23 protein-coding genes are annotated in these 22,784 nt (G+C 42.0%); 9 read left to right on the top strand and 14 right to left on the bottom strand.

Features of this window, described 5'->3' with window-relative positions:
• Nucleotides 1-3: 3 nt before the first annotated feature.
• The 12 genes from nuoM to ndhC all read right to left on the bottom strand — a co-directional run bounded on the left by nuoM (nt 4) and on the right by ndhC (nt 13,545).
• The gene (nuoM, locus tag LVY74_RS15235) at nt 4-1,605 is read right to left on the bottom strand and encodes an NADH-quinone oxidoreductase subunit M (protein WP_237815774.1); all 1,602 of its coding nucleotides are present in this window, start codon (nt 1,603-1,605) and stop codon (nt 4-6) included.
• Between the two features lies 1 nt (nt 1,606).
• Nucleotides 1,607-3,502 carry an NADH-quinone oxidoreductase subunit L gene (gene nuoL / locus LVY74_RS15240; protein WP_237815775.1) on the bottom strand — a complete coding sequence of 632 codons (1,896 nt, stop codon included), beginning with the start codon at nt 3,500-3,502 and terminating at the stop codon, nt 1,607-1,609.
• The gene (nuoK, locus tag LVY74_RS15245; protein WP_004750668.1) at nt 3,499-3,807 is read right to left on the bottom strand and encodes an NADH-quinone oxidoreductase subunit NuoK; all 309 of its coding nucleotides are present in this window, start codon (nt 3,805-3,807) and stop codon (nt 3,499-3,501) included. Before nuoK ends, nuoL begins: the two co-directional genes overlap by 4 nt.
• A 5-nt stretch (nt 3,808-3,812) precedes the next feature.
• Complete coding sequence (nuoJ, locus tag LVY74_RS15250; protein ID WP_171294396.1) at nt 3,813-4,322, bottom strand: NADH-quinone oxidoreductase subunit J; 510 nt, start codon at nt 4,320-4,322, stop codon at nt 3,813-3,815.
• Nucleotides 4,322-4,864, bottom strand: coding sequence for an NADH-quinone oxidoreductase subunit NuoI (gene nuoI / locus LVY74_RS15255; protein WP_151709762.1), 543 nt, complete (start codon nt 4,862-4,864; stop codon nt 4,322-4,324). Before nuoI ends, nuoJ begins: the two co-directional genes overlap by 1 nt.
• Nucleotides 4,865-4,882: 18 nt before the next feature.
• Nucleotides 4,883-5,899, bottom strand: coding sequence for an NADH-quinone oxidoreductase subunit NuoH (gene nuoH, locus LVY74_RS15260; protein ID WP_151709763.1), 1,017 nt, complete (start codon nt 5,897-5,899; stop codon nt 4,883-4,885).
• Between the two features lie 2 nt (nt 5,900-5,901).
• A complete protein-coding gene (gene nuoG / locus LVY74_RS15265; RefSeq protein ID WP_237815776.1) occupies nt 5,902-8,586 on the bottom strand; it encodes an NADH-quinone oxidoreductase subunit NuoG in 2,685 nt (894 codons plus the stop codon).
• 12 nt (nt 8,587-8,598) lie between these two features.
• A complete protein-coding gene (gene nuoF / locus LVY74_RS15270) occupies nt 8,599-9,927 on the bottom strand; it encodes an NADH-quinone oxidoreductase subunit NuoF (protein ID WP_237815777.1) in 1,329 nt (442 codons plus the stop codon).
• A complete protein-coding gene (nuoE, locus tag LVY74_RS15275) occupies nt 9,924-10,433 on the bottom strand; it encodes an NADH-quinone oxidoreductase subunit NuoE (protein ID WP_111895662.1) in 510 nt (169 codons plus the stop codon). Before nuoE ends, nuoF begins: the two co-directional genes overlap by 4 nt.
• A gap of 13 nt (nt 10,434-10,446) precedes the next feature.
• Nucleotides 10,447-12,237 carry an NADH-quinone oxidoreductase subunit C/D gene (gene nuoC / locus LVY74_RS15280; RefSeq protein ID WP_111895663.1) on the bottom strand — a complete coding sequence of 597 codons (1,791 nt, stop codon included), beginning with the start codon at nt 12,235-12,237 and terminating at the stop codon, nt 10,447-10,449.
• A gap of 87 nt (nt 12,238-12,324) precedes the next feature.
• A complete protein-coding gene (locus LVY74_RS15285) occupies nt 12,325-13,002 on the bottom strand; it encodes a NuoB/complex I 20 kDa subunit family protein (protein WP_004750650.1) in 678 nt (225 codons plus the stop codon).
• 6 nt (nt 13,003-13,008) lie between these two features.
• The gene (ndhC, locus tag LVY74_RS15290; protein WP_151709767.1) at nt 13,009-13,545 is read right to left on the bottom strand and encodes an NADH-quinone oxidoreductase subunit A; all 537 of its coding nucleotides are present in this window, start codon (nt 13,543-13,545) and stop codon (nt 13,009-13,011) included.
• A 631-nt stretch (nt 13,546-14,176) separates the two neighbouring features.
• Between ndhC and LVY74_RS15295 the strand changes: the two genes are divergently transcribed.
• Nucleotides 14,177-14,530 (top strand): hypothetical protein, encoded by a 354-nt coding sequence (locus LVY74_RS15295; protein WP_151777620.1) that lies wholly within the window; start codon nt 14,177-14,179, stop codon nt 14,528-14,530.
• Between the two features lie 55 nt (nt 14,531-14,585).
• On the opposite strand, the gene LVY74_RS15300 is transcribed toward LVY74_RS15295, so the two are convergent.
• Complete coding sequence (locus tag LVY74_RS15300) at nt 14,586-15,245, bottom strand: OmpA family protein (protein ID WP_237815778.1); 660 nt, start codon at nt 15,243-15,245, stop codon at nt 14,586-14,588.
• 240 nt (nt 15,246-15,485) lie between these two features.
• On the opposite strand from LVY74_RS15300, the gene LVY74_RS15305 reads away from it, so the two are divergent.
• The 6 genes from LVY74_RS15305 (at nt 15,486) to LVY74_RS15330 (ending at nt 19,859) form a co-directional block, all read left to right on the top strand.
• Nucleotides 15,486-16,403: an acyltransferase gene (locus LVY74_RS15305; RefSeq protein ID WP_237815779.1), complete on the top strand. Its 918-nt coding sequence runs from the start codon at nt 15,486-15,488 to the stop codon at nt 16,401-16,403.
• Between the two features lie 18 nt (nt 16,404-16,421).
• Complete coding sequence (locus LVY74_RS15310; protein ID WP_237815780.1) at nt 16,422-17,468, top strand: preprotein translocase subunit SecA; 1,047 nt, start codon at nt 16,422-16,424, stop codon at nt 17,466-17,468.
• 141 nt (nt 17,469-17,609) lie between these two features.
• Nucleotides 17,610-18,323 carry a septum site-determining protein MinC gene (minC, locus tag LVY74_RS15315; RefSeq protein ID WP_237815781.1) on the top strand — a complete coding sequence of 238 codons (714 nt, stop codon included), beginning with the start codon at nt 17,610-17,612 and terminating at the stop codon, nt 18,321-18,323.
• A gap of 72 nt (nt 18,324-18,395) precedes the next feature.
• Nucleotides 18,396-19,208, top strand: a complete 813-nt coding sequence (gene minD / locus LVY74_RS15320) for a septum site-determining protein MinD (RefSeq protein WP_237815782.1) — start codon at nt 18,396-18,398, stop codon at nt 19,206-19,208.
• A 2-nt stretch (nt 19,209-19,210) separates the two neighbouring features.
• Entirely contained in the window at nt 19,211-19,483 is a 273-nt protein-coding gene (minE, locus tag LVY74_RS15325) for a cell division topological specificity factor MinE (protein WP_151709774.1), read from the top strand.
• Nucleotides 19,484-19,571: 88 nt separating this feature from the next.
• On the top strand, nt 19,572-19,859 hold the full coding sequence (locus LVY74_RS15330) for a PA4642 family protein (RefSeq protein ID WP_151709775.1): 288 nt from the start codon (nt 19,572-19,574) through the stop codon (nt 19,857-19,859).
• Nucleotides 19,860-19,893: 34 nt separating this feature from the next.
• On the opposite strand, the gene LVY74_RS15335 is transcribed toward LVY74_RS15330, so the two are convergent.
• Nucleotides 19,894-20,211, bottom strand: a complete 318-nt coding sequence (locus tag LVY74_RS15335; protein ID WP_151777634.1) for a hypothetical protein — start codon at nt 20,209-20,211, stop codon at nt 19,894-19,896.
• Nucleotides 20,212-20,307: 96 nt separating this feature from the next.
• On the opposite strand from LVY74_RS15335, the gene LVY74_RS15340 reads away from it, so the two are divergent.
• Nucleotides 20,308-21,747: an aminotransferase-like domain-containing protein gene (locus LVY74_RS15340; RefSeq protein ID WP_237815783.1), complete on the top strand. Its 1,440-nt coding sequence runs from the start codon at nt 20,308-20,310 to the stop codon at nt 21,745-21,747.
• A gap of 69 nt (nt 21,748-21,816) precedes the next feature.
• Nucleotides 21,817-22,755: a polyphosphate kinase 2 gene (gene ppk2 / locus LVY74_RS15345; RefSeq protein WP_237815784.1), complete on the top strand. Its 939-nt coding sequence runs from the start codon at nt 21,817-21,819 to the stop codon at nt 22,753-22,755.
• Nucleotides 22,756-22,784: the final 29 nt, after the last annotated feature.

Raw genomic sequence — 22,784 nt, forward strand, 5'->3', positions numbered from 1 at the left:
GACTTATTGGATCTCCACATTATCAAGTTGGCTGATTGCTTGTTGCATCAAATCTACACCGTTATGAACAGGAATATAGCTATTCGCTAACCACTGCATACTTGAGTTAGATACATCAAGGAAGGTTTGTGGGTACATCCCTAGCCACACGAGACCAATCACACAGATCATTAAAATTGTAATCTCACGTGCAGATAAATCTTTCAGTGGATTTGCATAATGCTGTTTTTGCTCTTCGTTTGGAGTACCAAACAATGAACGATGAATCAAAATCAAGCCGTAAAGACCAGCAAATACCAAGCTAATCGCAGCAATGATGGTGAATGTTGGATATTTACCAAATGAACCCATCAAGATCAGGAATTCACCGATAAAGTTACCTAGACCTGGAATACCCACCAAAGCTGAAATGAAGAACATTAAGAAGAATGGTAAGTAACGGAATTGACCACGCATACCGCCCATCAAACGCATGTCACGTGTATGCAAACGCTCATAGATTTGACCACACATGATGAACAGTGCAGCAGAACACAGACCATGTGCCAACATCATGATCATCAAACCTTGATAAGTAATGATGTTACCTGCATAGATTGCAAGCAGTACAACGCCCATATGTGAAATAGAGCTATATGCCAACAGACGTTTCATATCGGTTTGTTGGTAAGCACACCACGCACCGTAGAAAATACCAATCAAACCAAAGATGATTGCAATATCAGCAAACTGTGCTGATGCTGTTGGGAAGAATGGAATGACAAAACGGAGCAAACCGTATGCTGCTGTTTTAATCAAGATACCTGCTAAGTCCACAGAACCTGCTGTAGGTGCTTGGGCATGTGCATCTGGTAACCAACCGTGTAATGGAAATACAGGAAGTTTCACTGCAAAACCAATAAACATACAGATCATGAAACCATATGCAAATTGTGGTGGTAAGTGATTTGCAACAGCTAACAAGAAGTTATAGTCAAAGTTGATTGTACCATTGGTCATAATATACCCCCAGACTACGAGTCCAAGGATACCAATCAACATAATCAAACCTGACACTTGCGTGTAAATAAAGAATTTGGTTGCAGCATAAACGCGTGATTTACCATCCGCACCACTATGTCCCCAAAGTGCAATCAAGAAATAGATTGGCACTAGCATCATCTCCCAGAAGAAGAAGAACAAGAACATATCAAGTGCAAGGAATACGCCGATAACGCCACCTAAACTCCAAAGCAAGTTTAAATGGAAGAAACCAACATTCTTTTGGATTTCCCCCCAAGAACAGCCGACCGCTAAAATACCTAACAGTGCAGTTAACCCCACCATCAAGATGGAGAGACCATCCACAGCAAGGTGAATACTGATCCCTAATGAACTAATCCACGGCACATAAAATTGTGCTGCAAACGTTGGAGCTTGAGCACCAAGTTCGTAATGATAATCACCATGACTCCACAGAAGCACTGTTAAGCCTAAAGTGATGACCATCCCAATTAAAGCAATCCAGCGTGGAAGGTGCTGGTCGAGTTTATCGACCAACCAGCACATAAAACCTGCAATGAACGGAACCAGAATCAGCGCGGGTAAAATTAAATTGTTTTCCATTTTATTTCCCCATTACCTGCACAACAATCAGGATCATCAGTAACACCACAATACCGAGTGACATACTTGATGCGTATTCACGCAGTGATCCTGTTTGACGTGAACTTGTAAAGCTGTTTCCACCTTTTACCAAGGCAGGCAATACTAACCACAATCCATCAATTGGATCACGACCTAAGATTTTCGCCATCAGTAAATAAGGTTGTACGAAAATGAGGTTATATAAAGCATCGAAGCCAAATGCATTACGCCAGATATGTGCAATACCCGCACCCAAAGAAGTTTGAGCAAACGCTTTCACTGCACCATAAGCAAAGACAAATAGAACAACACCAACAACTAAACCAGCTAAGGCAATTCCTACAGCTGTATGTTCTGCACCGTGTACCAATGCTTCAACATTTTCAGGAATTTCAAATACTGGAATCTGCGCTGAAGTCAATAACTTTTCAACTGGCGCTTTTAACACTGCACCTACTGCTGTAGACAATACCAATAGAATTGATAATGGACCCCAGTACGTCACACCTTTGATTTCGTGCGCATGTGTTTTTTCTTCGCCAAAGAATACAACCCAGATTAAACGGAATGTATAAATTGAAGTGAGGAATGCACCCGCAACACCTGCCCAATACAAGCAGTTATACAGTGGAAGATTTGCCAACATGCCATGCGCATAAACTTCACCCAAGATTGCATCTTTAGAGAAGAAGCCTACGGTCAAGAATGGAATTGCTGCTAATGCACCACCACCCACAACGAAACATGCAAATACGAATGGAATCTTTTTCCAAAGACCACCCATCTTGAAGATGTTTTGTTCGTGATGACATGCCAAGATCACTGCACCAGAAGACAAGAATAATAATGCCTTGAAGAATGCGTGAGCCAACATGTGGAATAGACCCGCTTGGTAAGCTTCAGCACCGACTGCCATAAACATATAACCAAGCTGACTCATGGTTGAGTAAGCCAAGATACGTTTGATATCGGTTTGAACCAATGCAGCGAAACCAGCAACCAACAAGGTAATCGCACCTGTTACAGAAATGAACTGCATGATTTCAGGTGCCATTTCAAACACAGTATGTGTACGGCAAGTTAAGTACACACCTGCTGTTACCATGGTTGCAGCGTGGATCAGTGCAGAAACAGGCGTTGGGCCTGCCATCGCATCGGCTAACCAAGTTTGCAATGGAATCTGTGCAGATTTACCTGCAGCACCCAAGAACAACATTAATGCTGTCCAAATCGCAAGTGAATGATTTCCTGCAAGAACAAGATGTGCATTTGCCACAATCGTTGCAATATGCAAAGTACCGAATTCTTGATACAGCAAGAATAACGCGATCAATAAGAAAACGTCACCCACGCGTGTCACGGTAAATGCTTTGATTGCAGCCCAACCATTGTCTGGATTTGAATAATAAAAACCAATCAATAAGTATGAGCATAAACCAACACCTTCCCAGCCCAAGAACAATAACGCAAGGTTATCGCCAAGAACCAACACCAACATGCTCGCAACGAACAGGTTGAAGTAAGAGAAGAAGCGCGCATAGCCATCTTCGCCACGCATATACCACGATGCAAAGATATGGATCAGGAAGCCCACACCTGTGATCATGCCCATCATCAGTAATGACAGACCATCAAGATGTAGGTTAATTTCTGGTGCAAACGTCCCAACGCTGAACCATGTCCATAGATGTTGTACGACAGCGGTTGAACCACTGTTGACAAACTCCAAACCTGCAATCAATGCAAATAAAGCAGACAGACCCACTGAACCTACGCCAATCACAGCAGCAATATTTTCAGAAAGCTTATCGCGACCCGCCGCTAATAAAATAAAGCCGATTAGCGGAAATAAGATTGTTAAGTATAAATAACTCATCCGCGCATCTCACTCGCAGCATCCACATCCAAATGATGGAAGCGATGATAAAACTGAAGGACGATCGCTAGACCAATACAAGCCTCGGCAGCTGCCAAAGTCAAAATTAAGATAAACATAATCTGACCGTCAGCTTGACCCCAAACGCTACCTGCAAGCACGAATGCTAATGCAGCAGCGTTCATCATGATCTCAAGACTCATCAAAATAAATAGAAAGTTGCGACGCACCATTACACCGTAAAACCCAAGTGCAAAAAGAACGGTTGCCACAATCAAACCGTGTTCCAAAGGGATGTTACCCATTAGTCTTATTCCTCTTCACTTGGTTCACGTTTACCTAAATGGAATGCTGCAACAAGTGCTGCGAGCAATAGCATTGCGGCAATTTCAACCAACAATAAATATTGGGTAAATAACGCTTGACCCACTGCTTTAGGTCCAACCATGGTTTTGCCCAGTAAGGCACCTGCGGGTGTGTAATCGCTACCGATCATCCACACCAAAGTTAAGCCCAATAAGAAGCTTAACAATGCTGGCACAGCCCAAGCATCTGAGGTCAACCATTTACGTTCTTGCTCAACCGTGTGCTGACCCAAGTTCAACATCATGACCACGAATACAAACAAGACCATAATTGCGCCAGCATACACGATCACCTCAAGTGCGCCTGCGAAAGGTGCACCCACGATCATGAAAATACCCGCAACAGCAAGCAATGAAATAATCAGATTCAATAACGCATGTACAGGATTCGCATTAGTCACAACACGAACCGTAGAAACGATGGCCACAAGAGCCATTAAATAAAATGGCCACATCATGGTAATAAGCTCCGTACATCGACAGGTTTGCTTTCTTTTTGCGCCTGTCCTTTTTCTTTACCATCAATTGCCATACCTGTTACACGATAGAAGTTGTAATCAGGGTATTTACCTGGACCAGAGATCAGTAAGTTTTCTTTTTCGTAAACCAAATCCTGACGCACATATTCACCCAACTCAAAATCTGGAGTTAACTGAATCGCTGTCGTAGGACATGCTTCTTCACACATACCGCAGAAGATACAACGTGAGAAGTTGATACGGAAAAATTCCGGATACCAACGACCATCTTCTTTTTCTGCTTTTTGTAATGAAATACAACCTACAGGGCAAGCAACCGCACACAAGTTACAAGCAACACAGCGCTCTTCGCCATCTGGGTCACGTGTTAAAACAATACGACCACGATAACGAGGCGGTACGATCTGCTCAGCAGGTACTTCTGGGTATAAAATGGTGTCACGTTTGCGCGTTGCGTGGCTAAACACCATCCACAACGAGCGAACAACAGACCCGACACCAGCTAGAATTTTAAACATAATCTTATCCCTGCTGTCTTAGCCCGCATGCTTCATGAGAATGACAGCACCCGTTACGAGTAAGTTAACTAATGCCAATGGCAAGCAGACTTTCCATCCAAAGTTCATGACTTGGTCATAACGTGGACGAATTAATGCACCACGCGCCAAAATAAACATCATGACAAAGAACGCAGTTTTAGCAATAAACCAAAAACCTGCCGGAATAAATGGAATATCCAAGTTAAATGGTGCAAGCCATCCACCGAAGAATAACGTCACGATCAATGATGAAATCAAAATGATGTTCACGTATTCAGCAACGAAGAACATCCCCCATTTCATACCGCCGTATTCAACATGGTAACCTTCTGACAATTCTTGCTCTGCTTCTGGTTGGTCAAATGGATGACGGTGAGTCACTGCAACACCTGCAACCACGAACACCATAAAGCCGATGAATTGAGGAATGACATTCCACATATCACGTTGAGATTCAACAATCTCACGCATGTTGAATGAACCCGCAATCGCCACAACACCCATCAAGGAAATGCCCAAGAACACTTCATAAGAAATGGTTTGTGCAGAAGAACGTAGCGCACCAAGTAAGGCATATTTGTTGTTAGAAGACCAACCACCAAATAACACGGCATACACCGCAATACCTGCCATTGCCATAAAGAACAATAAGCCGATGCTCATGTCTGCGACACCCATAAATGGGCTAACAGGAATTACCATGTAAGACAGCACAGCTGTCGCCATTGCGACAGCAGGTGCTAAACGGAAAGTCAATTTGTCTGCAAATTTTGGTGTCCAGTCTTCTTTGAACATGATTTTAAGCATGTCGGCAACGATTTGGAGCGAACCAAAAGGACCTACACGGTTTGGACCGTAACGGTCTTGCCACAAACCTAAAAGACGACGTTCAACAAAAGACATCAGCGCTGCACAAATGACAACGACCAATAAAATCAGAATCGCTTGCACCACCATATAGGCGATTGGCCAATCTGTTGCCCATACAGGTAGAGCGCGTAAATTTTCGTGCATGATTACACTCCTACCGACACAGCAACAGGTTCAGCCAAAGATACGGTTGGCGCTAAACCAATCGGATAACCAATATAGCCTGTTGGCAAGTATTCAATCACTTGCACAGGTAAGCTAATGCTGGTTTCCCCTGCTTTTACGGTAATTTTTTGACCATCTTGAACATTTAAACGAGATGCATCTTGTTCACCCACTGCAAACACCGCATTCGGAATACGTGATTCCATTGCAGGTGTTTTAATGGTGAATTCGCCTGAAGCAAAAATATGATGCATTGGAACCAAACGGAAGCTGTCTGGATTGACCAGAACGACCGAAGGTGCAACATAGCTACGTGCTGGACGTTTTGGTAAACGATCAAATAAACGAATACCTGCGTCACCGCCTTTCAAATGACCACCCACTTCATCTTGGTATTTGTTCCAAGACTGTGGAGAGTTCCAACCTGGTGCCCATGCAAATGGAACCAATGATGCTGAATTTTGTGGACCAACATAACCTTCCATTGAGAATGTTAATGCTGAGTCAACGTCAACAGGCTGTTTTGGTTCATGCACAGAAATCGGTGCACGCAATGCTGTACGACCAGAGTAACGACGTGGTTCACGCGCAATTTTCAAGCCATGAACACGATAACCTGCATCTGGTGCAACATCTTGAATTGCTTCAAGAACAGGAACATTTTTCACGACAGATTCAATCACGTCATCTAGCAATGTCCAGTCAATCGCTTTACCGCGTAGACCCGTTTCAATTGCATGTAACCAGCGCCATGATTCTTTAATCGCGTATTCTGGTTTGTAGTAGCTTGGATCGTAAACTTGATAGAAACGTTGTGCACGACCTTCTTGGCTCACCACTGTACCATCACCTTCAGCAAAGCTTGCTGCTGACAATACAATGTTCGCTGCTTTCACAGTTTCAGTTTCGCTGTGATCAAGCACAATCACATCTTGCGCTTTCGCCAAAGCTGCCTGAACTTGAGTTGCAGGTAGACGACGGAACAGATCATTTTCAACGATCACTACAGTGTCATAGTCTTGTGCAAAGGCTTGCTCTAGGCTTAAACCACCAAACAGTGCAAGACCCATTGAGTTCACTTCAGGAACAACTAAAGTTAAACCTGCTGTTGCACCCAAGTTCTGAGTCAACTGTGCTGCAGCTTCCATAATCGCTGGATCTTGTAGGCTTGTACCTGCAATCACCAATGGTTTTTTCGCTGCTTTTAGTGTATCTGCAATGGTTTGCGCAAATGCTTTGGCATCGTCATCTAGACCAAGAACAGTTTCACCTTTCGCTGCTGCTGCAACGGCAAAGCCTAGACGTGCGATATCATTTGGAGAAGCAACCACTTCACCTGTCGCAACATCAGCTAAACGGGTTTGTGTTGCTGCCAAGATATAAATCGGCGATTTTTCATCTTGACCAATACGTGCAACAGGTTCAGCTAACCAGTCTGGCGTACGGCGATCTGCTGCCATTTGTTTCGCTTTGTTTTTCGCAGCTTGGCGAACAGACAATGCCATACGAGGCGCAGTTTGCGTTAAGTCTTCACCTAAAATCAGCACCGCATCATAACTTTCAACTTCACGTAAAGTTGGGTTATAAATGCCTTCGGTTTGCATGATCGATGCAGCAAGTTCAACCAATGACTGCTCTTTTTGCGTCATCCCTGTTGAATAGCTGTCTTGACCAACCAACTCGCGAAGTGCGTAGTTAGATTCAAGGCTGGCACGTGGAGAACCGATACCCAAGACTTTTTTACCTTGCAATTTAGCAATCACAGTATCAAGTGCTTGATCTACTGAAACTGTAGTGACTTCAGCTTGATTGCGTAATTGTGGCTGACGAGGACGATCTTCACGGTTGACATAACCTGTACCGAAACGACCTTTGTCACACAAGAAGTATTGGTTCACATCACCGTTGAAACGGTTTTCTACACGACGTAATTCACCATAACGCTCACCTGGAGAGATGTTACAGCCAGAAGAACAGCCTTGGCATACGCTAGGCGCATACTGCATGTCCCACTTACGGTTATAACGTGCTGAGTGAGTTTTATCGGTAAATACACCTGTCGGGCAGACTTCAGTCAAGTTACCAGAGAATTCAGATTCCAAAGTCCCTGATTCTGGACGACCGAAATACACACGTGATGCATTGGCATAAACACCAAAGTCCGTACCACCCGCATAGTCTTTATAGTAACGAACACAGCGGTAGCACGCGATACAACGGTTCATTTCATGAGCAATAAACGAACCCAATTCTTGGTTGTAGTGCGTACGCTTGGTGAAACGGTAGCGACGACGGTCGTGACCAGTCATCACAGTCATATCTTGTAAATGACAGTGACCACCTTCTTCACAGACTGGACAGTCGTGTGGGTGGTTGGTCATTAAGAATTCAACCACAGACTCACGGAAATTCACCGCTTCTTTGTCTTCGATTGAAATATAGGTATTGTCAGAAGCAGGCGTCATACAAGACATCACAAGACGTCCGCGTGTATCCTCAGGATTTGCATACTGAGTTACTGCACATTGACGGCAAGAACCAACAGAACCTAAGGATGGATGCCAGCAAAAATATGGAATATCAATACCGAGAGACAAACATGCTTGCAGCAAGTTCTCTGAGCCATTGACTTCATACTGTTTTCCATCGACATGAATAGTAGCCATAGTCGAATTCCCTTAAGCTTGTGCAACGTCACGATTTTGAGCGGCAGCATTTACAACTTTCGCTTCAAATTCGCCACGGAAATGTTTGAGTGCGCCCATCAATGGTTCCATCGCACCTGGTGCGTGAGCACAGAATGTTTTACCAATCCAAAGCTTACGAGTCAGTTCTTGTAAGTGATCGATATCTTCTTTCTTGCCTTCACCATTCTCAAGTGCTTTAAGCGCTTTCACTGCCCAAGGTAAACCATCACGGCAAGGCGTACACCAGCCACATGATTCACGCGCAAAGAATTCTTCTAGGTTACGTGTTGCTGAAACCATACATTGAGTTTCATCGACCACCATCAGCAAACATGTTCCTAAACGTGAACCTGCTTTCATGATGCTTTCAGCATCCATTGGAAGATCGATATGCTCTGCTGCCAAGAAGTCAGTCGATGCACCACCTGGTAGCCATGCTTTCAGTTTCAGACCATCACGCATACCGCCAGCATGGTCTTCAATCACTTCACGTGCAGTAGTACCAAATGGCAATTCCCAAAGACCTGGGAAAGTCACCTTACCAGATGCACCATAGATTTTCGTACCAGGATCTTTCGACTTGCCTGCTGATAAACCGATGTACCATTCTGGGCCACGCAATAAAATTGCTGGTAAATTGTTGTAAGTCTCAACGTTGTTGACAATCGTTGGACGACCCCAAGCACCTGCAACTTGCGGGAATGGTGGTTTAGTACGAGGATTCGCACGGCGACCTTCTAGAGAGTTAATCAATGCAGTTTCTTCACCGCAGATATAACGTCCTGCACCAGTGTGCACATACAGCTCGAAATTCCAGCCTGTATCTAGAATGTTGTCACCCAAATAACCTTTGGCACGAACTTGTTCTAAGGCTTCGTTCAGGTATTGCGCAGCTTCGATGTATTCGCCACGAATAAAGATATAACCTTGAGTCGCTTCCAAAGTATATGCTGCAATCAGCATGCCTTCGATCAACTGATGAGGCAGTTTTTCCATCAACAGACGGTCTTTAAACGTACCTGGTTCCATCTCATCGGCATTACAGATCAGGTAACGAGGACCACCATCATTGGGTGCCATCAATGACCATTTAATCCCTGCTGGGAAACCTGCACCACCACGCCCTTTGACAGTCGCTGCTTTAATGACTTCCAGCACATCTTTCGGTGGCATGGTAATCGCTTTTTTAAAGCCTGCATAACCTTCAAGCGCTTCGTAGTCATCCGCATTACGCACATGTTCTTGTTTGCTTAAGCGCCAAGTCAATGGATGCGTTTCTGGGTTACCGTCGCCATAAATTGGTTTTGGTTCAGTATTCATACATACTTCTCCAATAACTGTTTGATTGAAGTCACTTCAACCAATCCATGAGTATCTTCATCAATCATCAAGGTTGGACCTTTATCGCAGTTACCTAGGCAACAAATCGGCAATAAAGTAAAACGGTCATCTGCCGTAGTTTGTCCAAACTGAATGCCGAGTTCACGCTGGAATGCTTCAGCAAGCGTTTCAGCACCCATCAAGAAACATGCAATCGAGTCACAAAGTAAAATGACATGGCGACCTACAGGTTGACGATAGATACGGTTATAGAATGTCGCTACACCTTCTAAATCAGCAACGCTGATTGTGAGTAGCTGAGCAATTGCATTTAATTGCGCATCATCCACCCAACCATTACGGCGTTGTACGCACTTTAAAGCATCTAGTGATGCTGCGCGTGGGTATGGATAATGACCAATGTGATGTTCAATCTCGTGAATTTCGTCCGCAGTCAAAATTCCTTCAACATTCACACGTGGCTTTTTGTCAGTCAAAATCATCATAATGCGTTGCCTCTTAGCGATCCACGTCAGCCATAACCACATCAATGGTTGCCAAGTAAATGATTAAGTCAGACACCAAGCTGCCGTTAATCACCGCAGGAATTTGCTGCAAGTGAGTAAAGGTTGGTGTACGAATACGCGTACGATAACTCATGGTGGCTTTGTCAGACGTCAAGTAGTAGTTACTTGCACCTTTCACCACTTCAGCCATGACAGATGCTTCACCTGCAGGCATCACAGGACCCCAAGAAACGCTCAAGAAGTGCGTAATCAAGGTTTCAATGTCTTGTAATGTTTTGTCTTTTGGTGGTGGAACAGCCAATGGATGATCCGCTTTGTATGGACCAGATGGCATGTTGTCTAGACATTGCTTCACGATTTTCAATGATTCACGAATTTCATGGAAGTGAACCATTACACGTGCGTAAGCATCGCCTTCATATTCAACAGGTACTTCAAAGTCGTAATTTTCATAACCGCTATATGGGCGGTATTTACGAACATCAAAGTCAATCCCTGTTGCACGCAGACCTGTACCTGTTACCCCCCAAGCCAATGCAGATTTTGCATCGTATTGAGCAACATTACGGGTACGACCAATAAATACAGAGTTTTTCAAGGCTGCTTTATGGTATTCGTCCAAACGCTTCGGCATCCAGTCGAGGATTTCACGAATCAGATGTTGCCAGTTGTTTGGAAGGTCATGCGCAGTACCGCCAATACGGAACCAAGCTGGGTGCATACGGAAACCAGTAATGGCTTCAATCGCATCATAAATTTTTTGACGGTCAGCAAACATATAGAATACTGGGGTCATACCACCTGTATCCTGAATTGCTGTACCGATGTAAAGCAAGTGGTTGTTGATACGGAATAATTCCGACATCATGACACGGATACACTGTGCACGATCAGGAACTTTGATTCCTGCAAGTTGTTCCACACCCATCACATAAGGCATGTTTTGCGCACAACCACCCAAGTAGTCTACACGGTCAGTGTACGGAATAAATGAGTGCCATGTTTGACGCTCAGCCATCTTTTCCACACCACGGTGGTGATAACCGATATCAGGTACACAGTCTTTCACTTCTTCGCCATCAAGCTGCAAAATCACACGGAAAGCACCATGCGCAGATGGATGGTTAGGACCCAAGTTCAAGAACATGAAGTCCTCGTCCTTGTTACCACGTTTTAGACCCCAATCTTCAGGTACAAAACGCAAGTGTTCTTGTTCGAAATCCTGTTTCGCCTTGTTTTGCATATAAGGCGTATATTCGGTTGCACGTGCAGAATATTCTTTACGTAACGGATGCCCTTCCCAGTAGGTCGGCAACAAGATACGGCGCAACATTGGGTGACCATCAAACTTGATGCCGAACATGTCATAAGCTTCACGTTCGTACCAGTTCGCATTTGGCCAAATATTGGTTGCGGTTGGAATATTCAGATCACTCTCGTTTAAAGCGACTTTGACACGAATATCGGCATTACGCTCTAGCGATAGCAAATGATAAAAAACAGTGAAATCTGATGCAGGTAATCCTTCACGGTGTTGACGTAAACGTTCATCAACCGCAGAAAGGTCAAACAGCATCACGTATGGGCGTGATACGGTACGCAAGAACATTAAGACTTCTTGCACGCGCGCACGCTCAACCCAGACCGTTGGAAAATCTTCACAAGTCGGTTGCACGTAGAAGTTTTCACCGAATTTGGTTTTCAGCTCTTCTACAATTGCAAATGCTGGGCGCGAATCAACCTGTGTTGACTCTTCTGGCATAGCAATTTCAGTTTCAGCCATTGGCTTGGCTTCCTTTTTAATACAAATTCTTTGTAACCCTAACGACAAATCACCCATAAGCGGGTGACAATCAATCCATCGTTAAAATTATTTAATCTCATCCATAGAGCGTAAGTTTTTCACTGCAATACGTTCTGCATTTTTACGATCACGTTCTGGCATCATCTTTGGCTTATAAACAGGCTTAAGATCATCACCAATTACTGCAGATAACGGACGGCGCTCTAACTGAATTTGGTCTTGTAATAACATCAATGCTTGGATTAATGCTTCTGGGCGTGGTGGACAACCTGGAATGTAAACATCTACAGGAATAATCTTGTCGACACCTTGCACAACCGAGTAAATGTCGTACATACCACCAGAGTTGGCACAAGCACCCATAGAGATGACCCATTTCGGTTCAAGCATTTGTTCATACAAACGTTGAATAACAGGTGCCATCTTCACGAAGCAAGTCCCAGCCACAATCATTAAGTCGGCTTGACGAGGTGAAGCACGAATAACTTCGGCACCAAAACGTGACAAGTCATGCACACCCGTTAAGGTTGTTGCATACTCAACGTAGCAGCAAGAAGTACCAAAGTTAAATGGCCAAACTGAGTTCTTACGACCCCAGTTGACCACATTGTGCATCACATCTTCCAGACGCGTCATAAATACGTTTTTATTGACTTCTTCCTGAAGAGGATCGGTCACAATTTGACGCTCTTGAAGCGGGTACTGGTCAGCCTGTGGATTGGCACGGGTTAATGTATATTTCATCCCGTATTACTCCTTGTCAGAAGTTACTGTGGTCTTTTTGACTCGAGACTGAGCCGGAACTTGACCCGTAGGATCGGTTACAAGCTCATCAATTGAATTGAAGCGTGTGATCTCTGCGATATCCATATTTGGAGAGCCAATTTTTGGTAATATGCCTGCCGCTTTGCGACGGTCAAATGGCGACCAGTTCAATGCACCTACAGAAAGTGCATAAACCAAACCAATTAACAAGTCGACAATAAAGACTGTTGCCGTTGAGAAACCGAACCAACCTACTTCACGCACAGCACCAGACCATGCATAAAGATAAAGTGCTTCGATATCAAAAATGACAAAGAAGATAGCGACAAGATAGAATTTTGCAGATAAGCGAATGCGGGCACCGCCTGCACCAACAATACCTGACTCAAACTGCTCTTGTTTTGCACGACCCCATGACTTACCTCCTAGGAGTAACGGAACTGTAAGCATAAAGACGCAAAGGAATGTAACGCCGATCACGAAGGCAATGGTTGCCCAATCGTATGGAGTAATGGCACTCATGCGGGGATAACTCCTGGCAGGCCTAATTTTAACAAAAGAATGTATGTATTGGCCTAAAAATACACCAAACACAAAATTAAACACTCTAATTGTACCTGATTTATGATTTCGGTTGCTAGGCTAATCTCGCTAGTCTTTGGGATAATACTCTGTATGGTTTTTACACCAAAAAACTGCTAAAACTGTGGTAATCCATACTTATTGATTAATACTATTAGTTTTATAAAAAATAACTTTTTTTTCAATTATTGCTCTTTTTTTGGTATTTTTTGCAAAATTGAGCTTTAAAAAAATAGAATCATGCCCCAAATAGCGAAAAAAAATCCTACTGAATTTCTTCAGAAAAAATAAGAATGATTCTCCATTAAGAAGTGATCTGCTTAAATCAAGGTAATGTATTTTGTAACAAATGCTTTGCTTCTTTTTACAATCATCTCTTGGTTCACATCATAACATCTCATGTCATATTTACAAGAAGCACACCATGACGCAGTATTCTAAAAGTTGACTCTTGATTTTATTTATAAAAGTGACATGAAATATCATCAAGACATAACATAACTATGCTTTGTTCTACGTTATAAATTTACAAATACTGAAATATCAATTAAATCAAAAACTAGGAGACATCATGAATCTCGATTTTTCACACAAACCCAATTATTTCTTATTCGCACAATTGCTCGTTCGCTTTATTGAAACCCAGTCAAAGCAGCAAAATATGTCTCAACTCAATATTTCTTTTGAACAACTAGAGCAAATTTTTCAAGGGGATAGCGCTGCAACAACGATTAATTTAGAAGGCATTTTAAATATTGCAGATGAATATCAAGTCGAAACCTTAACTGGTGATCAGAAGTTGATTAACAACTATCAAATTAACTCTGAACAATCTCAGCTACAACTTGAATTAAACTCTGCAGCTGTTGATGCACTTATTCAAGGCAAAGCTTTAATAAGCCCAGATGCTACACTCCATCAATAATGTGTAGCCAATAAAAAAACCACCTGAAGGTGGTTTTTTTATTGGAAGCAATGACTTATTTTGCTTCGTAAATACTGATTTCAACACGACGGTTTTGCTGTTTACCTGCTTCTGTCGAGTTCGATGCAATTGGGTTTGCAGAACCTTGACCTTCAGCATTGACACGGCTTGATGGCACACCTTTTTGAATCAAATAACGCGCTACACTGTTCGCACGATTTTGAGACAATGGGATATTAATTGAATCATTCCCTGTGCTATCGGTATAACCTGTCACCAAAATTGCACTCTTATTATCTTCTGTCAAAGTTTGTGCAACTTTATTCAGCGTTGTATAAAAACTTGGTGAAATCGTCGCAGAATTGGTCGCAAAGGTAATATTACCTGGCATTACCAGACCTACTGAACCATCTGAGTTACGGTTAACTTCGACACCTGTTCCTGCCATTTGTTGACGAAGTTTCTGCTCTTTCTTATCAAGATACAAACCACCTGCCGCACCAACAATGGCACCAATTGCAGCTGCACGATTATTTTGTGCACTTGAGTTTGCGTTAGAGCGAGATAGACCATAACCTGCTAGTGCACCCAAACCTGCACCAATTGCTGTTTTGTCATAATCACGGATACCGCCAGTACCTGTACCAGTGTTCATACTTTGACAGCCTGATAATGCCAAAGCCCCAATCACTGATGAAATAACCAATGCACGCATTGCATGACTCCTTGTTGTGTTTATTTACTATATAAAAAATTATGAAATAATAATGTTTGGTAAAACATTAATTTTTTGTTAAAAATCGTGGGGTTTTTAACAGTTTGATTGTAATTCACCCAGCTTTGTGTATGTCATAACGTGTTTTTCTACATAGATCATACAATTTGCAAGATTTATTTTGACTCTCTTTAGACCGATAGTTATCTTTATTACGCTAGATTTCGGCTAGGAATTTTTATGACCTCTCATCGAGTCAAACAAAGTTTATTTAAAAAAATTACACGTGGAATGACTGTTGGTTCTGTCATTACGGGCAGCACTTTTTTACATGGCCCACCTGTATTGGCACTCGGCTTAACCAAATTCTTCAAGCAATCCCGTAAAGTTGATGAGACGAATATTCAAATTACCAATCGCTGGTTAGCTGTCAACAACTGGTTGATTGATCATGTGCTTCCTAATACCGAGTGGAATATTCAGATTGAGGATGACTTAAAGCTTGATTTACAAGGTCGTTATCTCATGATTTGTAATCATCAAAGCTGGGTGGACACGACTGTTAATCAATATTTTGGCTTAACACGTATGCCTTTAACCCGTTTTTTTACTAAATGGGAACTGATCTTTATTCCTTTTGTTGGGCAGGCGTTCAAAATCTTGGGATTCCCCATGATGAAGCGACATAGCCGCTCACAGATCGCTAAAAATCCTGAACTGAAACATCATGATATGTTAGAAGCTCGCAAGTCATGTGAACAGCTGCTCAGCCAGCCTTTTACCCTACTCAATTATGTCGAAGGTACGCGTTTTACTCCTGAGAAACACGCACAACAGAAGTCACCTTATCAGCATTTACTCAAACCTAAAGCAGGTGGTTTAGCCCTTGCAATCAATATCTTGGGCAAAAAGGTCGATGCTTTAGTCGATATGACGATTGTTTACCCTGATGGTGTTCCTGGCTATGGAGAGTTTTGGCTTGGAGAAGTACCACGAATTACGGTGCATCTGCGCAAGATTGAAATTCCTGAATGGGTACTGGCAGGAAATTATGAAGATGACCGAGAATATCGCTCTAAGTTTCATCAATGGCTTACGCAAATTTGGCAAGAAAAAGATCAGCTAATTAGCGAACTTAAAGCCAAAGCTTCACTGTAAAAGATAAGAGCATTGGCTATGCAAAAAAATTCAAAACGAGCACCTAAATTTCAAGCAATTGACCATAACTCATTGCAATGGAAAATTTATTTAGGCTATGACATTTTTATGATGTTCATTATTGTTTTTAATTTATTTTGCTTGAGTGCCAATGCCATCTTGATGAGCAACTTTGCCATTTGGCTGAGTGATCATTTGCAGTTAATGAACCTGCTGCATTTTTATAAAGACCATCTCCACCCTTGGGTTGATAAAACCGAGGGGTGGTTTATTTGCTTTTTAATACTGGAATTAGCACTTCGCTGGTCGATTGCGATTCTACAAAGACACCATCAACGTTGGTTTTTTTTCCCTTTTATTCATTGGTATGAAGTTTTAGCAATTATTCCTGCTTTACGTTTTCTCCGTTTATTTCGCGCAGGGATTATTGCCTATCGCCTACATGAATTAGGTTATGAAATCATTCCCGAATCATGGCGAAAAACTGCAAAATTTTATTATCAAGTCGTCATGGAAGAACTCTCAGATCGAGTTGTCATTACTGTAATTGATGGTATTCGCTATGAACTTGATACCAGCTCCACACATAAAAAGATCATTCATGATCTGGTCGATCATCATCGTCAACTCTTTGCTGACACTTTAGTAGAACTGCTACAAGAAAATCTGGCGAACGAATTACAGAAGCAACAACAACAATTAGCACAACAGGTTGGTACTGTCGTAGAACAGGCGATCATCAACACCCCTGAGTTGCATCAGCTTTTACGTTTATTTCCAATTATTGGTAGCCGCCTTGAAGATCAAATCCAAAGTATTGGTAAACGCTTGGGTGAAAACATTACTCAGGGCTTAATTGAACCGTGGGCAACACCCGCTTCAGCACAAACGTATGCACAAATTGCCAAAAAGATCAGTCAAGTCGATTTAAACAATGCCAAACTTGAGCAACTGGTTGAATCTTCGGTATATGAAAGCCTTGCTGCGATTCGTAAACAAGTCAAAATCAAACAATGGCAGAATATTTTGATTGCCGCTGACCAAAATAAACAGCCTGACGCATAGAACCGATTTTCATCGATAAATATTCATGCTTTTTTGTGTCTAATGCTAGAGAATTACAACAAATTGATCTAGGATTTGAGCTATTTACAACAATACTTTGACTTATTACTTATTTGGTCAAAAGCCCTCTAAGGAAATATCATGGCTGATATACGCATTACCGGCAGAATGGTTAATTTTACCCGATTAACCTTCGATACAAATGATCACGATGCTATTCGCCAACAACTTAGCCAAATGCTTGAAGATACAGGTTCTCATGGTGCAACTGTTATTTTAGATAGCACCGTTGAGCAAGAACTGATTGAATTAATCCAACTGCTGATTAGCTTAGATTTACAGCCCATGGCTGTGATTGATGGCTTACTTGCGGATGAAGCGCGCAGTATCCAATTTCCTGTTCTGCCCTCTGATCGCCCGTTACAAAGAATCAAGCCAACCCATGAACAAGTGATTGAACAAAACGACGATAAAGATCAAAATAGCGACAACAGTAAACAAAAATCAAACGCTGTAAATCACGTGACTTCATATCATAATGAAATGTTGCGTACAGGTCAGTGCTTAATCCAAGAACATGGTGACGTGATTCTCAATGCCAGCATGAATAGCGGCTCTGAAGTCATTGCTTCAGGCAATATTTATGTATTTGGCACAACACAGGGACGCATGATTGCTGGAGCAAGTGGTGATACAACAGCACGTATTTTTTGTCAGTGCTTAAATGCCGAATTGGTATCGATTGCAGGGACTTATTGTGTCGCGGACGACATTCCCGCTGACGTTGCAAAAAAAGCAGTACACATTTATTTAAATGATCGCCAAGAACTTGTGTTCGAGGCTTTAGAAATCTAAGGTATGATTGACCTTATTTTATTATTGAAGATTTTATCTTAATTGCAAATGACCATAACAGGAGTGGATTCGGTGGCCAAAATTGTTGTCGTAACATCAGGCAAAGGCGGTGTAGGTAAAACTACCACAAGCGCATCATTTGCAACAGGCTTAGCCTTACGTGGTCACAAAACTGTGGTTATCGACTTTGATGTCGGTTTACGTAACTTAGACCTTATCATGGGTTGCGAACGCCGTGTTGTTTATGACTTTGTTAATGTCATCAATCATGAAGCTCGTCTACAACAAGCCTTAATTCGCGATAAAGACATTGAAAACTTATATATTTTACCTGCATCACAAACCCGCGATAAAGACGCTTTAAGTGATGATGGTGTTGAACGCGTGATGAATGAACTCGCGCAAGAGTTTGATTATATTATTTGTGATTCTCCTGCGGGAATTGAGCGTGGGGCAATCTTAGCGATGTACCATGCAGATGAAGCCATTATTGTCACCAACCCTGAAATTTCTTCAGTCCGTGACTCTGATCGTATCATTGGAATGCTAGACAGCAAAACCAAAAAAGTTGAGCATAACGAAGGGCGTATTCGTAAACACTTGTGTATTACACGCTTCAACCCAGAACGTGCTGATCGCCAAGAAATGCTGACGATTGATGACATTTCCAAAGATATTTTACGTATTCCAACTTTGGGCGTAATTCCTGAATGCCCAAGTGTGTTACAGGCGTCCAACGAAGGTAAACCTGTCATTTTGTATACAGAATCCCATGCTGGACAAGCTTATGATGATCTTGTTGCCCGCTTCCTTGGTGAAGACCGTCCTTATCGCCATATTACGGTGAAACCTAAAGGCTGGTTGGCACGTTTGTTTGGAGCATAATCATGGCAGGATTTTGGAGCAAACTATTTGGCAATGAAGATAAATTGCCAAGTGCTCAAATGGCAAAAGATCGACTCAAAGTCATTGTTGCATCTGAACAAGGTTTGGGACGTCGTCTAAGCCAAGATAAAATTGATCAGATGAAAAAAGAAATTATGGAAGTTGTCAGCCGCTATGTTCGCGGTGTTGACGAACAGCATATTCAAATGCAAGTACGTTCAGAAGCCAATATTGAAATGCTTGAGATGAATATCAATTTACCTGAAGATCGTTAATTTCAATTCTGATTAGCTAAATACAACAATTCAGGGCAAAATAATCCTCATTATTTTGCCTTTTATTTTGAATCTCGAGGAGTGAGCTATGGCATTTTCACAGCCAGCAACTTTCAATGAAGAATGGTCAGATGAGCGTGTGTTTGCCTACTTGAATCATTTACCTCCAGAAGGTACAAGTGCTGATTTTCATGTACTGTACAATGCATATAAACACATGCGTCCTCACGATTTTGAGCGCTTATTGACTCAGTTTGTTGCAGATGGTCGCGATATCAATGCAACCAACCCTCAAGGTCAACGCATCCACGAGGTAATTGCTCAGTTCCCTCGTCATTCTGCTGAATTTCTTGCTGTACTGGCAAAATTTGCCTAACCAAGATCCATAAAAATAGCCTGCATGATGCAGGCTATTTTACAGATTTCGGCAGAATCATCAGCGTTCTTGCCACCCCATCTTGGATCATATTTAAAAATGTCCCCTGTGGTTGCTCAATACACTGAAAGACTCGTGGTTCAGTTTGAGTTATCTTATAGCTCTGCTGCAAACGATAAAATAAACGCACACCTTGTTCTTTCTGCTGCGTTGTCACAAGATAATATGTTCCTACAGCCTGACTATCTAAATACCCTTCAGCCATTTTTTGACATACTGCAACATTGCGCAATTTAGATTGTGTACATCCCACTATACTCAAACAGACTAAAACCAATATTAATCTTTTCATTACCTTGATCCCCATAATTAGCAAATTATTCATGCATCATAGGAAGATTCTGTTAAGGTATACAGATACAATTTTTTATAAAAAAGCAGTACAGATATGCATTTTCGTTATCAGGAAATCGCCAGCCAAATTCGGCATAAAATTCTGACTGGTGAACTCAGTCCACATTGCAAGTTGCCTTCATTACGAAGTTTTGCAAAGCAACAACAGATTAGCTTAAGCACTGCTCAAGCCTGTTATGAGTTGCTTGAAGCACAAGGACATGTATATGTAAAAGCAAAATCTGGCTTTTTTGTACAAGCGCCTCACATCTCTCTTAAAACCACACATACAGACTATATTGACTTTCCATCGATTAGCCGCGAGATCTCAAGCCTTGACCTACACAATCAAATTCAAGATGCTTCTAGTCAAGCGCAAATGATCCATCTCGGAGCGATTCAACTCGGTAGCCCTCTCATTCCAATTGAAGCATTACGTCGCTCTATTCAACGCAGTTTAAAACATAGCCACCCTGAAGATTTTCTATATTGTGATCGACAGGGACATCCTCGTTTACGGCAGGCACTTGTTGATCACTGGTCTGAAGATGCTATTCATATTGCCTACGATGATATTTTTATTACCAATGGCTGTATGGCGGCATTAATGCTCATTATTCAATCGTTGACTCAGATAGGCGATAGCATTATTTTACCCACACCTACATTTAATGGACAATTGCAGCTTTTAGCGAATCTTAATCGCAAAGTCATCGAAATTCCTGCACATCACCAAGGAATTGATTTAGAACGCTTGGAGCAGGTTTTAAAGACAGGTCAAGCCAAAGCCTGCCTACTCACTGCAAATTATCAAAATCCTCTTGGCTATTGTCTAACCCATCAAGAAAAGGCACAGATTGCGGCATTGGCTGAAAAATATCAGTGTTTTATGATTGAAGATGATATTTATGGCGAATGTGGATATGAATTACAACGCCCCTTACCGATTAAACACTGGGATCAGGCAGGCTATGTGATTTGGGTCGGGTCGGTTTCTAAAAGCCTTTCAAGCGCCTATCGGGTGGGCTGGTTATGTTTACCCAAAGCACTACAACATCTCAGATCCCAACTTTTAGCACATAATATTATTGTCAATACACCTCTACAATTAGGTTTGGCAGATTTTATTTTTAGTGGTGGATATCGTCGCCATTTAAACCAGTTACACCCTAAGTTATGGTCACAAGTTCAGGACTATGTCCAGTGCATTACAGAAATTTTTGCCAAATTATCTGTAGAGTTACAGACACCACAAGGAGGATATGCACTTTGGTTAAAGCTCCCTCAAAATTTAAGTGGCTTTGAGCTTTATCAATTTGCCTTAAGTCAAAGTATTAGTATCGTGCCAGGCAGTATTTTTGGTGAGGATAATAAATATCATCACTATATTCGCATCAATGCAGGTCATCCACTCACAGCTCAAGTAAGAACGGCTTTGCAACAGTTAGCCACTTGGATTAATCAGCAAACAGGCTTGGCTTTATCGATATCTTGATTTGCAACCATCAAAAATAATACGCTAAACTCATGCTTTTATTACAACAAACAACAATAGAGTCTAACTATGAGCTCAGCCCATCAACTCCAACCCAATGAAGATGTTTCTACAACAGATCAAGACTTAATTCAGGATTTGCCCGTGTTTTCCAAAGCTGTTCTTGAGTATCGAGGTACCGTATCTGCTGAAGACTCTAATTCTGCTGAGTTACCTGAAAGTTACCCTTATCGCACCCGTTTATCACGTAAAGCTTATGAGGCAGAAAAGAAGCTGCTACAAATTGAGCTATTAAAAGTTCAGTCTTGGGTTAAAGATACAGGACAACGTATTGTTTGTTTATTTGAAGGACGTGATGCTGCAGGTAAAGGGGGTACCATTAAACGCTTTATGGAGCACCTCAACCCACGTGGCGCACGCGTGGTTGCCCTAGAAAAGCCAACCATTACCGAAGCAGGACAATGGTACTTTCAGCGTTATATCGAACATCTGCCAACAAAAGGTGAAATGGTATTTTTTGACCGCTCTTGGTACAACCGTGCAGGTGTAGAGCGTGTTATGGGCTTTTGTGAGCCGCAAGATTATTTACAATTCATGCGCCAAACACCCGAATTAGAACGTATGTTGGTCAACAGTGGCATTCATCTATTCAAATTTTGGTTTTCGGTGAGTCGTGAAGAACAATTACGTCGTTTTATTTCTCGTCGTGATGATCCACTGAAACACTGGAAATTGTCACCGATTGATATTCAATCTCTCGATCGTTGGGATGATTATACCGATGCGAAAAATCACATGTTTTTCCATACACATACGGGTGACGCACCTTGGACGATTATTAAATCAGATGACAAAAAACGCGCACGCCTGAACTGTATTCGCTATTTCTTATCTAAGTTGGACTATCCGAATAAGAACCAAAAGCTTACACAGAGAGTCGATGAGCAAATTGTTTTAATTCCAAATCCGCAGTTTAAAGAACATCTTTTGACGGTGTCAGAAGACTAATTGAAAAAAACCTAGCGATTTCGCTAGGT

This window comes from Acinetobacter sp. ME22 (assembly GCF_022012315.1).
Taxonomy (GTDB): Bacteria; Pseudomonadota; Gammaproteobacteria; order Pseudomonadales; family Moraxellaceae; genus Acinetobacter; species Acinetobacter brisouii_A.

Excerpts from the sequence above, each read along its gene's own strand:
- nuoM (WP_237815774.1), bottom strand. The coding sequence starts at position 1,605 with ATGGAAAACAATTTAATTTTACCCGCGCTGATTCTGGTTCCGTTCATT.
- nuoL (WP_237815775.1), bottom strand. The coding sequence starts at position 3,502 with ATGAGTTATTTATACTTAACAATCTTATTTCCGCTAATCGGCTTTATT.
- nuoK (WP_004750668.1), bottom strand. The coding sequence starts at position 3,807 with ATGGGTAACATCCCTTTGGAACACGGTTTGATTGTGGCAACCGTTCTT.
- nuoJ (WP_171294396.1), bottom strand. The coding sequence starts at position 4,322 with ATGTGGCCATTTTATTTAATGGCTCTTGTGGCCATCGTTTCTACGGTT.
- nuoI (WP_151709762.1), bottom strand. The coding sequence starts at position 4,864 with ATGTTTAAAATTCTAGCTGGTGTCGGGTCTGTTGTTCGCTCGTTGTGG.
- nuoH (WP_151709763.1), bottom strand. The coding sequence starts at position 5,899 with ATGCACGAAAATTTACGCGCTCTACCTGTATGGGCAACAGATTGGCCA.
- nuoG (WP_237815776.1), bottom strand. The coding sequence starts at position 8,586 with ATGGCTACTATTCATGTCGATGGAAAACAGTATGAAGTCAATGGCTCA.
- nuoF (WP_237815777.1), bottom strand. The coding sequence starts at position 9,927 with ATGAATACTGAACCAAAACCAATTTATGGCGACGGTAACCCAGAAACG.
- nuoE (WP_111895662.1), bottom strand. The coding sequence starts at position 10,433 with ATGATGATTTTGACTGACAAAAAGCCACGTGTGAATGTTGAAGGAATT.
- nuoC (WP_111895663.1), bottom strand. The coding sequence starts at position 12,237 with ATGGCTGAAACTGAAATTGCTATGCCAGAAGAGTCAACACAGGTTGAT.
- LVY74_RS15285 (WP_004750650.1), bottom strand. The coding sequence starts at position 13,002 with ATGAAATATACATTAACCCGTGCCAATCCACAGGCTGACCAGTACCCG.
- ndhC (WP_151709767.1), bottom strand. The coding sequence starts at position 13,545 with ATGAGTGCCATTACTCCATACGATTGGGCAACCATTGCCTTCGTGATC.
- LVY74_RS15295 (WP_151777620.1), top strand. The coding sequence starts at position 14,177 with ATGAATCTCGATTTTTCACACAAACCCAATTATTTCTTATTCGCACAA.
- LVY74_RS15300 (WP_237815778.1), bottom strand. The coding sequence starts at position 15,245 with ATGCGTGCATTGGTTATTTCATCAGTGATTGGGGCTTTGGCATTATCA.
- LVY74_RS15305 (WP_237815779.1), top strand. The coding sequence starts at position 15,486 with ATGACCTCTCATCGAGTCAAACAAAGTTTATTTAAAAAAATTACACGT.
- LVY74_RS15310 (WP_237815780.1), top strand. The coding sequence starts at position 16,422 with ATGCAAAAAAATTCAAAACGAGCACCTAAATTTCAAGCAATTGACCAT.
- minC (WP_237815781.1), top strand. The coding sequence starts at position 17,610 with ATGGCTGATATACGCATTACCGGCAGAATGGTTAATTTTACCCGATTA.
- minE (WP_151709774.1), top strand. The coding sequence starts at position 19,211 with ATGGCAGGATTTTGGAGCAAACTATTTGGCAATGAAGATAAATTGCCA.
- LVY74_RS15330 (WP_151709775.1), top strand. The coding sequence starts at position 19,572 with ATGGCATTTTCACAGCCAGCAACTTTCAATGAAGAATGGTCAGATGAG.
- LVY74_RS15335 (WP_151777634.1), bottom strand. The coding sequence starts at position 20,211 with ATGAAAAGATTAATATTGGTTTTAGTCTGTTTGAGTATAGTGGGATGT.
- LVY74_RS15340 (WP_237815783.1), top strand. The coding sequence starts at position 20,308 with ATGCATTTTCGTTATCAGGAAATCGCCAGCCAAATTCGGCATAAAATT.
- ppk2 (WP_237815784.1), top strand. The coding sequence starts at position 21,817 with ATGAGCTCAGCCCATCAACTCCAACCCAATGAAGATGTTTCTACAACA.